The sequence below is a fragment of the Sedimentitalea xiamensis genome (assembly GCF_030164465.1).
In the GTDB taxonomy this organism is placed as follows: Bacteria; Pseudomonadota; Alphaproteobacteria; order Rhodobacterales; family Rhodobacteraceae; genus Sedimentitalea; species Sedimentitalea xiamensis.
Genome location: NZ_JASNJE010000021.1, coordinates 67,608 through 79,181 on the forward strand (window position 1 = coordinate 67,608; position 11,574 = coordinate 79,181).

The 11,574-nt window shown below is 62.4% G+C and carries 12 protein-coding genes and 4 pseudogenes; 10 read left to right on the forward strand and 6 right to left on the reverse strand.

Annotated elements, in window-relative coordinates; genetic code table 11:
* Window positions 1-100: 100 nt before the first annotated feature.
* The 6 genes from QO034_RS15840 (at window position 101) to QO034_RS15865 (ending at window position 6,312) form a co-directional block, all read left to right on the forward strand.
* Complete coding sequence (locus QO034_RS15840; protein WP_284486502.1) at window positions 101-1,606, forward strand: asparagine synthetase B family protein; 1,506 nt, start codon at window positions 101-103, stop codon at window positions 1,604-1,606.
* A 14-nt stretch (window positions 1,607-1,620) separates the two neighbouring features.
* The gene (locus QO034_RS15845; RefSeq protein ID WP_284486503.1) at window positions 1,621-2,289 is read left to right on the forward strand and encodes a polysaccharide deacetylase family protein; all 669 of its coding nucleotides are present in this window, start codon (window positions 1,621-1,623) and stop codon (window positions 2,287-2,289) included.
* Between the two features lies 1 nt (window position 2,290).
* On the forward strand, window positions 2,291-3,463 hold the full coding sequence (locus QO034_RS15850) for a hypothetical protein (RefSeq protein WP_284486504.1): 1,173 nt from the start codon (window positions 2,291-2,293) through the stop codon (window positions 3,461-3,463).
* Window positions 3,463-4,185, forward strand: a complete 723-nt coding sequence (locus QO034_RS15855; RefSeq protein WP_284486505.1) for a PHP domain-containing protein — start codon at window positions 3,463-3,465, stop codon at window positions 4,183-4,185. Before QO034_RS15850 ends, QO034_RS15855 begins: the two co-directional genes overlap by 1 nt.
* A 116-nt stretch (window positions 4,186-4,301) precedes the next feature.
* Window positions 4,302-5,705: an O-antigen ligase family protein gene (locus tag QO034_RS15860; RefSeq protein ID WP_284486506.1), complete on the forward strand. Its 1,404-nt coding sequence runs from the start codon at window positions 4,302-4,304 to the stop codon at window positions 5,703-5,705.
* A 421-nt stretch (window positions 5,706-6,126) separates the two neighbouring features.
* A complete protein-coding gene (locus QO034_RS15865) occupies window positions 6,127-6,312 on the forward strand; it encodes a hypothetical protein (protein ID WP_284486507.1) in 186 nt (61 codons plus the stop codon).
* Between the two features lie 6 nt (window positions 6,313-6,318).
* Here the strand turns inward: QO034_RS15865 and QO034_RS15870 are convergent, their stop codons facing one another.
* Both QO034_RS15870 and QO034_RS15875 read right to left on the reverse strand, forming a co-directional pair.
* Entirely contained in the window at window positions 6,319-6,627 is a 309-nt protein-coding gene (locus tag QO034_RS15870) for a type II toxin-antitoxin system RelE/ParE family toxin (RefSeq protein ID WP_284486508.1), read from the reverse strand.
* Window positions 6,624-6,884 (reverse strand): CopG family ribbon-helix-helix protein, encoded by a 261-nt coding sequence (locus tag QO034_RS15875; protein WP_284486509.1) that lies wholly within the window; start codon window positions 6,882-6,884, stop codon window positions 6,624-6,626. Before QO034_RS15875 ends, QO034_RS15870 begins: the two co-directional genes overlap by 4 nt.
* A 201-nt stretch (window positions 6,885-7,085) precedes the next feature.
* Here QO034_RS15875 and QO034_RS15880 point away from each other — a divergent pair.
* From QO034_RS15880 to QO034_RS15885, 3 genes and pseudogenes are all read left to right on the forward strand, one after another.
* A pseudogene (locus QO034_RS15880) lies at window positions 7,086-7,250 on the forward strand (transposase); the annotation flags it as partial.
* Window positions 7,224-7,439, forward strand: a pseudogene (locus tag QO034_RS23375) (hypothetical protein); the annotation flags it as partial. The pseudogenes QO034_RS15880 and QO034_RS23375, both read left to right, overlap by 27 nt.
* A gap of 361 nt (window positions 7,440-7,800) precedes the next feature.
* Window positions 7,801-8,004: a hypothetical protein gene (locus QO034_RS15885; RefSeq protein WP_284486516.1), complete on the forward strand. Its 204-nt coding sequence runs from the start codon at window positions 7,801-7,803 to the stop codon at window positions 8,002-8,004.
* Window positions 8,005-8,016: 12 nt separating this feature from the next.
* Here QO034_RS15885 and QO034_RS15890 read toward each other — a convergent pair whose 3' ends face one another.
* A complete protein-coding gene (locus QO034_RS15890; RefSeq protein WP_321170019.1) occupies window positions 8,017-9,195 on the reverse strand; it encodes a glycosyltransferase family 2 protein in 1,179 nt (392 codons plus the stop codon).
* A gap of 450 nt (window positions 9,196-9,645) precedes the next feature.
* Between QO034_RS15890 and QO034_RS15895 the strand changes: the two genes are divergently transcribed.
* Window positions 9,646-10,143 carry an FkbM family methyltransferase gene (locus QO034_RS15895; protein WP_284486515.1) on the forward strand — a complete coding sequence of 166 codons (498 nt, stop codon included), beginning with the start codon at window positions 9,646-9,648 and terminating at the stop codon, window positions 10,141-10,143.
* A gap of 191 nt (window positions 10,144-10,334) precedes the next feature.
* Here QO034_RS15895 and QO034_RS15900 read toward each other — a convergent pair.
* The 3 genes and pseudogenes from QO034_RS15900 to QO034_RS15910 all read right to left on the reverse strand — a co-directional run.
* A pseudogene (locus QO034_RS15900) lies at window positions 10,335-10,611 on the reverse strand (IS110 family transposase); the annotation flags it as partial.
* A gap of 66 nt (window positions 10,612-10,677) precedes the next feature.
* A pseudogene (locus QO034_RS15905) lies at window positions 10,678-10,878 on the reverse strand (Tn3 family transposase); the annotation flags it as partial.
* Window positions 10,879-11,011: 133 nt separating this feature from the next.
* Window positions 11,012-11,574: transposase (locus QO034_RS15910; RefSeq protein ID WP_284486510.1), on the reverse strand; the 563-nt coding region annotated here is incomplete at its 5' end.

Sequence of the window (11,574 nt, forward strand, 5' to 3'; positions counted from 1 at the left end):
CGGCAAAGTCGCGGTAACTATCATTTCCAATAGAAAATGAAAACGTTCCCCCTTAAGTAGTTGGGAAATCGCCGCGCCTCAGGTCGGAGCCTAGCTACGTATGCCGCAAGACAGCCAACATAATCCGATGAAGATTACCTGTCCGCGTGACTGGGCGGGCATGTTTTTCCTCGGCGGTTCGGACATTCCTTCCGGTGCCCGGCATGTGGCCATGCCCCAGCTCTCTCTTGCAGTCTTTGACCCATTGCGAACAATCCCGGTTCATGAGGCGACCGGTCGGCAGATCGGAATCTTTCTGGGCACTCCCGTCGATCAGCGGGCTGGCACCATTTCGCAGGATTGCATCACCCTTCCCGAACTTCCCGCTGCCGATCTTGACGCGTTCATCGAAAAGCAGATTTATGCTTTCACCGGCTCGTTCATCTTCGTGCTGGACATCCCCGGGGCCCAAAGAATCTATCTCGATGCCTGTGGCAGCTTGTCTGCCGTTTACGAACCCGGGACCGGGCGGGCGGCAGCGATCTCATCGCAACTGGTCAAATCGGCCGATGTCGAGGCCCGGTTCGACCGGGAGCTATATGAAACGCTCCGGGTTGATCGCGATGGCTGGTTTCCGGCCGGGTTGACCGCACATCATGGCATCTCCCGGCTGCTACCGAACCATTATCTGGATCTGGAAACCGGTATGGCCGTGCGGCACTGGCCCCGCGCCGACATCCCACGCACCACAGATCCCGAGGGTGCGTGCGCCGCGATTCTTGCCGTAACCCGATCCACGATTGGTGCGGTCGCAAGATCCGCTCCTGTGTCCGTGGCTCTGACCGCTGGTAACGAAACGCGGATGCTCCTCGCCGCCACCCACAACTTGCCCGGGGATTTCTCTTTTGTCACCGTCGCGGCCGAAGGAGTCGAACTTGACCGCATCCGAGCGGAAGAGCTCAGTGACCGGTTCACTTTGCCTCATCGCCTCATCTCACTGAAATACGCGGATACCAAAGGCCAACAGGATTGGCGCGCCAGGACCGGGTTCTCGCTTGGAGGCCCTCACACTCGTACGCATCCAACGCGCCAGCAATTGCGTGACAGACCCTATTTCATAGGGGGGCTGGGCGGTGAGATCGGTCGCGCTTTCTTTTGGCGCAAGACAGATACCGACAGTACACCGATCGACGCCAAGGGAATTTGGGCGCGTATGGGGATGCCACCGCATCCGCGTGGTATTGAAGCAATATCGGATTGGCTTGATGCTTTGCGCCGCGATTCTGGCGATCTGCCAACCCTTCTGATCCTTGACTTGGCCTATCTTGAAATCCGCATGGGGTGCTGGGGGTTCGCTCTCAGCTATACCTACACCGCACCAACCGATATCCATCCGCTGATCGGCCGGGAGAGCTTTGCCGCGATGCTATCCCTGCCTCCGGAATGGAGGCGTATGCAGAACGGTACCAACCTGATGATCCAGAGCGTGATCCGCCAAGGCTGGCCCGAACTTCTGGATCTGCCCATAAGCCGCTATGGTGACTTCCGTGATCGGGTGGGCTTTGTCCGCCGGGTCCGCCGGCACCCCCATCTGGTGGCGAAGAAGCTGCGCAAGCTTTTCGGATAGGAAGAGGCATCCTGATGCGACAGGTCGTTCTCTGCCTTCATGGGATAGGCGCCCCGCAGCGCGAGCTGGAGCCGGGCGAGGCGCCATATTGGATATCCGAAGAACTGTTTCATGAGACGGTAGAACGGGTTGCCGCCGCCGCAGGGAAGGTGGATGTCCGGTTCACTTTCGATGACGGAAATGCCTCGGATGTCGAGATCGGGGGGACTGCCCTGGCCCGTGCGGGACACCGGGCCGAAATGTTCCTGTTGACTGACAGAATCGACTCTCCCGGGTCGGTGGGGCGCGCGGGAATTGCTGAACTGCTGCGTCAAGGCCACTGCATCGGTAGCCACGGCGCCGCGCATCGTGACTGGACCGCCCTTTCCCAAGACGAGGTGCCCCGCGAGATCCGTGACCCGAAACGCATCCTTGCGGGGATCACCGGACAGCCGGTCGAGGCCGCCGCCATTCCTTTCGGGCGCTATGATCGCAAGGTTCTGGCCCGGTTGGTCGAAGGCGGATTCACTCGTGTCTATTCCAGCGATGGCGGGCCTTGGCGGCAGGGGCAGCGGCCGGTGCCGCGCACCTCCCTGACGGGGACCATGACCGGTGAGGATATCGACCGTATCCTGCATGGTCCCGACCCCCTGGCCCGCCGCCTGCGCCGCAAGGCGGCCCGGGCCTACAAGCGACTGGTGTGACATGGCCCATGTCCTGATCGGATCCGCCGAGGCCGTGGCCGCTCCCGAGGTGATCTTCTCGCTGCGGGATGCCGGTCACCAGGTCTCGGTATTTGGCGGCGAGACCGGTCGCCGGATGTTGTCGGGCCTGCCCGTGGATCGGTTCCTGCCCGTGCCTGACCCGGGCGTCGATGCCCGCGGCGCGGTACGCGCACTCGAAACGCAGACCGATGGCGCACAGGCCCCCGATGCGATCCTGCCCCTGGACGATGCATCGCTGTGGCTGGTGGCGGAATCGCCCCGGTTGCTGGCGCTGACGGCCGGACCCGACCGGGATGGCATCAACCTGGCGCTCGACAAGGCCCATCAGATCGATGCCGCTCGGGCCGCCGGGCTGGCCGTACCACCGTCGCGGGTGGTTGCCCGGCGCGCCGATCTTCAGGAGGCCGGGATCGCCCTGCCCGCCATTCTGAAACCGCGGATGGCGGTGCGGATCGAAGATGGACGTTTGACCCGCGGCAAGGCCCAATACCTGCTGATTGGGCAGGATGCCGAAGACCTGCCGGATGATCTTGACGACACCTACCTGTTGCAACCGCTGATCCCGGGAGTCGGAGAGGGCATCTTCGGATTTGCCGGCCCGCAGGGTATCACGGCCTGGTCGGCGCATCGCCGGGTGCGGATGATGAACCCCCACGGCTCCGGTTCCAGTGCCTGCCGGGCCATCCCTCCGGATCCCGATCTGCGTGAAGCGGTCGAATGCTTCATCACGGCGGTCCGCTGGCGGGGGCCATTCATGGTGGAGTTCCTGCGCGATGCCGAAGGCACCCCCTGGTTCATGGAATTGAACGGACGGATGTGGGGATCGCTGGCGCTGGCCCGACGGCAGGGGCTGGAATATCCGGCACTGGCGGTGGCGCAGCAGCTTGACCCGACCTATGATCCGGGGGCTGTCACGGCGCGGTCCTGGCCGCATGTCCAGCGCCATCTTGGTCGCGACCTGGTGCATCTTCTGATGGTGATGCGCGGCCCGAAAAGCGCGTTTCATCGGGCCGGCTGGCCGCGGCTTGGACCGGCACTGAAAGGAGTGTTGCGCCCGGCCCCGCGCGCCAGCTTCTACAATCATGATCCTGCCTATCCGCGCTTCTTCCTGGCGGATGCGATGCGGACTGTGATCCGGGCCGTGCGTCGGTGATGCGCGCCGTTCTGCATGCCCATTCGACCTGGTCCTATGATGGGCACTGGCACCTCGAACGCATCGCGCGGCTCTTTGGCGGCCTCGGCATGGATGCCGTGATGATGACCGAACATGATACGGGATTCGATCCGTCCCGGTTCCAGGAGTATCGCGACGCTTGCCGGAACGCCTCGACCGCGGGCTGTACGCTGGTGCCGGGAATCGAGTATTCTTCGCCCGACAATTCCGTGCATGTCCTGACCTGGGGGCTGGACCATTTCCTGGCCGAGCATCGCCCGGTGGATGAAACCCTCGGACGCGTGGCCGAGGCGGGGGGGGCTGCGATATTCGCGCATCCGGTGCGCCGGGATGCCTATCGCCTGTTCGACCCGGCCTGGGCGGACCGGTTGCATGGGATCGAACTGTGGAACCGCAAGTCCGACGGGCTGACCCATGGGCAAGCGGCCCTGGAACTGATCGGGCGAACCGGTCTTCCGGCGACGGTTGGGGTCGACTTTCACCGGTTGCGCAACCTATGGCCCTTGTCGCACCGGTTCGACGCGATTGCGCCGGATGCCGATCCCGAAGCCCAACTCGTGGCCGCGCTGCGCGGCGGCAGGCATAGGGCCGAGGTCTTCGGACGCGCGGTTCTGGACCGCGAAGGCCGGCCTGCCAGCGCCCTGCATGGCCGGCTGGACCGGTCCCGCCGTGCCGTGCTGAACACGATCCGGCGCCGATAGCCCGCGCGGGGTTGAACAGGCCTGAAGACAGGGCATTAACTCCGGGATAGAAGCCTGGGACATAGGGTGCCGGTATCGAGCGAGGAGAACGTCATTTTCGGCCAGGGTGAAACCGCGTGACAACGGCTGAACTGCACCGCGAAGGGGCAAGCCGGCGAGCCGGGGCCGCGGCATCGACCGCGTATCCGTGGATACCGGTGCTGTTCCTGATCGGCCTCGTGATCCCGCTGTCGATCAGCCTTGGCCCGGTGCGGCTCAGCCCCTACCGGATCGTGCTGATCGTCGCCCTGTTCGGCGCGGTGCCGCGCTGGCTGTCGGGGGCGGCGGGACCGGTGCGCGGCTTCGACATCTGCATCGTCCTGGCCTTCCTCTGGGCCGCGATGGCCTATTTCGTGGTCCACAAGAGCACCCAGGTGATCGAAACATCCGGCATCCTGATCATCGAATCGATCGGCGCCTACCTGATGGCGCGGACCTATATCCGCAATCGCACCGAGTTCGAGCAGGTGATGCGGTTCTTTCTGCTGCTGATCGTGCTGCTTTTCCCCTTTGCCCTCTATGAAACCATGACCGGACGGCCGATCCTGCTCGAGTTCTTCAACAGGATCGGTGATTCCTTTCGCGCCATCACCCAAGACAAGCGTCTGGGCCTGGAGCGCGTTCAGGGCGTGTTCGACCATTCGATTCCCTACGGTGCCTTCGTCTCGGCGGGACTGTCCTCGGTGCTTTATCTCTATGCCCGGCCCGGGCTTTCCGGGCGCCGGGTCCTGCTGGGCATGATCGTCACGGCGTCGAGCGTGTTTTCGGTCTCGGGCGGCGCTCTTCTGGCACTGTTCGCGCAGATTGGGCTATACCTGTGGGACAAGATCCTGAAACCGGTGCCGCGCCGCTGGCTGATCCTGGGGCTGCTGATGGTGCTGGCTTATATCGTGGTCGATCTCGGATCGAACCGCAAGCCGGCCCATGTCTTCATCAGCTACATGTCCTTCAGCGCGGTGAGTGGATACAACCGGATCCTGATCTTCAACTACGGGATGGAAAACGTCTGGGCGCATCCTATCTTCGGACTGGGCCTGAACGATTGGGCGCGCCCTGGCTGGATGGGCGACAGCTTCGACAATTTCTGGCTGTTGATCGCCATGCGCCATGGCATTCCCGCCTTCCTGCTGTTCGCAGGTGGGACGATCTGGGTCATGTTCGCGGTGGGCTACCGGGACCTGAAATCGCCTGAGATGCAGCAGGCCCGCTATGCCTACATGTTCGCGCTGACCGGGATGATCCTCACCGGGATCACCGTGCATTACTGGAACGCGCTGTTCCCGTTTTTCATGTTCATGCTCGGGAACGGCATCTGGCTGAGCTATGCCGAAGACGAAGACGCAGCCAACAGGCGAGAATCCGAAAAAGCCCCTGATCCGATCAGCAGATACACGCGGCAGACCGAATACATCCGGCGTTCGGACGCGGCAACATTGTCTCATGGCAGAACACGCGCACCATCAGGGCGTGGAGTCCGCTAGAGGCACTTCGCCAGGCTTTCCGGGGAATGCTCACCGGGCGCATCATGCGCTCTGGCAAATGGCACGTGCCCCGCGTTCCGTGTCTCATGCGCCGTGCCGTACGCAGATCCGTCAGCCCATCTTTTCCATGCTTGCCGTGGCCATGGTGCCGGGCCTGGTAACACTTGGACCCTCCAATCTATTTGCCAGTGAGACGCTGTGGAAATGGTGAAAATGGCAAGAAATAGGAACGTTAACTTCAAACGCGGGCTGGCCACGTCCCTGCCCGGTTGCGTCTGAGGCCATGTGAAGCTGGCTGGCAGGAAAAATATCCGGACGCAACTGGCCCAGGAACGCCAGAGGCTCTCTCGGGCCGCCGGAGAAGCCCGTAGAGAGGCATGGCGCTGGATCGGCGGGTTTTTCTTGGGTCTGGTTGGCCTCCATGCTTGCCACAGGCGTCGTTCTGGGCCTCCTGATCGCCTACGGGATGGAAACGGCCAAAACGGCACTCTTGATCGATGATCTGGTGGGCTACAATTGCGGCAGGTCGTGGTTCGGAGGGCAGGTGGCCGAGGAGGAGAACGGATCGAGCTTCTGTGCCTTCTGGATCACTCGACCGGATCAGTAAGGGGAATCAATCCGGCCATCTTTCGGCGGCCCAGTCGCGCGCCGTATGGATCACCCGGACAATCGCCACCACTTCTTCGCCGCTCGCTTGGGTGATCACGTAAGCGATGATGTAGGGCAGCCCCGTCACGGATTTCTCGTAAGTGCTTGTCACCCGACCGGGACGCCCTGTCGGCATGTCGCCGAGAGCCAGAGCCGTTCTGTCGATGGCATCGGCCACGCGACGGGCCGCTGCGGGGTTGTCACGGGCGATGTAGGAAACCTGATCCGCAAGATCCTCCAGCGCCTCGATAGACCAGCGGACTGGTCGGCTCATGCGGTGCCGCCTGCTGCATCCTCAATCGCCTGGCGCACGGATACCATCGCATCTTCATGGCTGACCGTCCGACCGACTGCTACATCCGCAAGCCCGCGTTCGATGCCGTCTATGATTGCCAGCTCACGGTTCACATAAACTTCTACGGCCTCTGCGGCGAGGAAAGACCGGCTACGCCGGGTTTCATGAGCCAATTTTCCCAGCTTCTCTTTCAGTCGCGGATCGAGCCGGATCGTCATCGTGGTGCTGGGGGCCATGACCTTTTTCTTTCCAATCTTGTGTACATCTGAGCACAATAGTCTGTTCCAAGCTTCTTGGAAAGGTCGGATCAAGCAAAAACGCCTAGGCTCGGGACCCATTGATTTCGGCTACATGACGTGATTCACCCCCCGAAAAACGGACACTGACGTAAGCTATGATTTGTTGTCTGCTGGTCTTCGACGAGAAGGAGATCAGAGATGTCGAAACGGAAGCAGCATTCGCCTGAGTTCAAGGCGAAGGTGGCGCTTGAGGCGCTGAAGGGTGAACAGACGGTGTCGGAACTGGCCAGCCGGTTTGGCGTTCACCCGACGATGATCCATGCTTGGAAGAAGGCGTTGCTGGAAGGTGCGTCCGGCGTGTTCGAGCGTGGTGGCGCGAAGAAGCCCGAGATGGTCCGGATGGCAACGGACTACCTGGCGATGCCGCTGGGTCGGGCGATCTATCCCGGCCTCTCGGCGGTCTCCCACGATCCGGCCCGAATGCAGCGGGCATTTCTCGATGTGATCGAGGTGTCGCTGGGCCTGATGCTGCCGATCGGTGTCGGCCTCGGTCTCGCTGCGCCCGAGGTGGTCCGGCTGACTCTGGGCGGAAACTGGAGCGCGGCCGTCCCGGTGGTCCAGATCCTCGCGCCGGCTGCCGGTTTCGCAACCGTCGGCTTTGCCGCGCAATCGGTGGTGATGGCCGCCGGCCGCACCCGTGCCATGTTCGCCCGGAACGTCATCGTGGCCGCGATCCAGCTGCCCCTCATTCTGCTGGGAATTGCCTGGGCGGGATTGCCCGGCGCGGCCTGCGGTCGGGCCGCCGGGACGCTGATGCAGGGCATCCTCTCCCTGGTGATCGCCGCCCCGGTCGCCGGTCTTGCGGTCTCCCGGCTGCTGCGCGCGCCGTGGCGCAGCAGCCGGGAGCCTGCTGATGGCCGACGGCGTGACCTGGCTCGACCAGACGGTGCTGATCCCCTCCGTGATGCCACCGGCCCTGAGCCTCGGCGCGAAGGTCGCCACTGGCGCGGCGCTCTACGCCCTCTCCCATCTCCTGCTCTGGGGCCTGGCCGGGCGTCCGAGAGGATTCGAGCATTTCCTGCTTTCCTGGCTGTTCCCGGCCCTGCGCCGGGCCTGAGTGCGTCCGCGATCAGGGATCGAGCCCCAGTGCCCGGCGCGCCGCCAGATAGGTCCCGGACACGGCGTCGGAAGGACAGCCCATCAGTACATCGACATGGTTCATGGCGGCGCGCGCGCCCCGCAACCGATCCTTGGCGAACTGCGCGCCGGACGTCGCGGCGGCGCCATACTGGGCGATCTTGTAGCGCGAGAACCTGCGCAGCTGCCGCCGCATGGCGGCGTCGCGCTCTGCATCCTGGGCGAGCACATAGGCGCGGTTCAGGATCTGCATCGCACCCATGCTGAACCCACCATCCCGTTTTGCCGGCGCCTTGTAATGATAGATTTGCGCCCTGCGCGCACCCACCAACAGATGGGACTTGAGGATCTTGAAGCTCGCATCCGTGTCCTCGAATAGTGCATAGCGGCCCAGGGTCTCGTCGAAACCGTGCCGGCGGATGAGTTCGGTCCGGAACGACATCCGGAAACCGGTCATGAATTCGACCTCGACATGGCGCTCCCCGTCGATCCAGTCCGGGCGCGGATGATTCCGCGCAAGACGCCGTCCGGCCCGGAGGAAAGGCTCTGGAACCAGGGCGCGTTCCAGGCGAAACCGGGTCGCTGCGACGGGCTTGCGGATCCGGTCGCCCAACGTCATCTCATAGCGCGCGCTCGCCAAAGCACCCTCGGGGGCCGTATCCGCCTCGGCCGCACAGACCCCGCCGATCAACCCGCCCTCATCCCGCTCGTAAGTGGCCATGATCTCCTCCATCACCCCGGGATGCAGCAGCGAATCGTCATCGGGAAACAACACCACCGGTTCGGTGACCTCCGCCAGCCCGATGTTGCGTTGGACTGACGAGCTTGGGGGTGAGATGATATAGGTGACAGTCCGGCCGAACGCGGCCTCGGCCGAGGTGATAATAGCCCGGTTGGCCTCCGTATCCGGCGAGGAATCGACGACGATCATCTGCGCCGGGGCGCGGCTCTGACCCAGGATCAAGGGCAGGCTCAGGGCCAGCGCCTCGGGGCGATTGCGGGTCGCGATGACTGCGGAATAGCTCAACCGGCTCATGCGCCGTCTCCCCCTGCACACGGATTTCCCCTGCCGGGGTCTGTGCCATTGCTCGCGCTTTCCTTCCGAACCGTCAACACGAGAGGTCTTCCCGGCACCCGATGTCCCATCTCGCCGCTGCTGCAACGCGCACATCGGAACGGGCGCTTGCAGCGAGGTCTCGCAGCGGTAATAGTCCCCGCAACCGGCATGGCGCCGCGCAGTCCTGGAAACAGATCCGAAGTCGTCATTGCCCGCAATTCTTTCCGATTCCTTGCCGGACAAGCCTAAAATGAATTCCACCGACCTGAAAGGCGTGCAGAAAGAGCCGCTCAAGATGATCAAGGGGATCCTGATGCGGTCCCGGTACCTGCGTCTGACCCCCAACCAGAGGGGTGGATCTGGTTCTTCGATCTCACCGGGTGGAGATTTTTTGGCATCGCCTCGCGCGGTTATTACGATTCCTTCACCGCAGATCAGATCTTCACCTATGATGAATACGCCCTCGACGGGCTGATCCGAAAGGCAGATATCGATGCCGCCTACAGAACGATCCTGGACGCGGGCAAGACACCCCTGATCATCGACTGCGGGGGCAATATCGGACTGGCCTCGCGGAAATTCGCCGAGGACTTCCCCGAGGCCCGGGTGATCTGCATCGAACCGAACAGCGGCAATCTCCGGCTTGCGAAACGGAATTGCGCAAGGTTCGCGAACGTGGTCTTCCACCAGGCGGCTGTCGGCGCCACCTGCGGGCATGTGTCGATCCTGGACGAGGCGACCAATCCCAATGCGTTCCGCGTCTCGCCATCCCGGTCCGAAAGTCGAATCGACATGGTGTCGATGACCCGGCTGATCGCGCAGAATCCCGACTGCGCACCGTTCATCGCCAAGATCGACATCGAAGGCTTCGAGGACAATCTGTTTGCGGAAAATACCGAATGGATCGACGGCTGCCCACTGATGATTGTCGAACTGCATGACTGGATGCTGCCTGGCACCGCCAACAGCGCCAATTTTCTAAAGGCGATCGCAGCCAGGAACCGGGATTCCGTCTTTCGGGGCGAGAACGTGTTCTCGATCAGAAACCCCAGACTCGACTAAGAAGACAAGCGCGTTACCCTGCTATGTTGATCTCATCGTCGAGGCCGTCAATCTGCGAGCACGCCTCCGGCGCGGTGTAAAAAAGGCGCAAGACGCCCTCCTCGGACCGCTAATTGTTGCTAAAGGCCGCCCAGTGCGGCAACATGCCTGTAACCTACTAGTCCGGGGAAGACTGGGCAAAAGATGGTAGTGTCTGCGTCAGCCGCATCATTTTTTTGCCGCTTGATGAAGGGCTTCACATAGGCGGGTGGGATGAGCCTGATGTGGTGGTCCCGACTCCCGACCCCGGAAATGCGCGCCGCCGCAGGCCTCCATCGCCACGAGGCAGGGCGGCAACTTGGTGAAGAACTCAAGCACCTGAGCCCTTCTGAGCTTCTTGCGCAAGTCCGCACTGCCTTTGCTGTCAGCACCGTGGACCTGGAACACATTCTTCGCCAGATCCAGTCCGACCGTGATAATCTCCGACATGACCGCCTCCCAATATGGATTGTTGCGATCCCACCTTGGCACGGTGATGCCGTCGGGGGGCGGTTAGGCCGCGAACTTCCGCAGGAGCTGGCTCGGCGGCATGGCCCCTGACGCCATGGTCGCCACGCTTCGCAGGATATCGGGCCAACTCGCGGCGATGAGGGAGTGCCTGACCTTGCCGCCGATCAGCCCCTCCAGTTCTTTTGGGCAGGAGGCCGGATCGAAGAGATAGAGGCGCTTGGATGGCACATAGCGGATGCGCGGGATGGCGACCACGGCTTCCAGTCGGTGGTGGCCACCACCTCATCTCAGGATCGAACCAGATCGAAAGTGATCCGCGTCGCTTCAACGCTTCATTGTAAGCCGCCTAGGGTTCGCACTCAATTAGAGCGTATCGCACTCAATTGGCCTCATATCCGGCGGCCTTGAAGTAGTTGTAGCATTCTTCGTCTGAGAAGAGGTCACAGACCTTCCCGACTGCGGCCCATAGTTGATCGTAGGTTCGCGCGGCAGCTTTCCGGATCAGGGTTTTCAGTTTTGAGAATGCCAGCTTGATTGGGTTCAGATCGGGGCTGCAGGGGGGAAGGAACAAGAACCATGCGCCGATGCTGCGCAGAGCTTCGGCGGCGACCGGGGCCTTGTGACTGGACAGGTTGTCAAGAATGACAACGTCGCCCTCGCGCAGCGTCGGGCCCAGTTGGGTTTTGATGTAGAGAGCGAATATCTCGGCACTCATCGCCCCGTCAATGACCCATGGTGCGTCCAGGCGGTCATGGCGCGGCGCCCCGATGAAGGTCTGGGTCCGCCAGTGCCCAAACGGTGCGTGATCGACAAGGCGCGCCCTGTGAACCGGCATGCAAATTTGACCCCTGTATTGGGGTAATCGGCGTCCAAAAGTGACCCCCCTGATATTTCGTTTCAGAAGCTTCCTCAAAGGATTGAGGGAGCAATTTGGGGATGTTG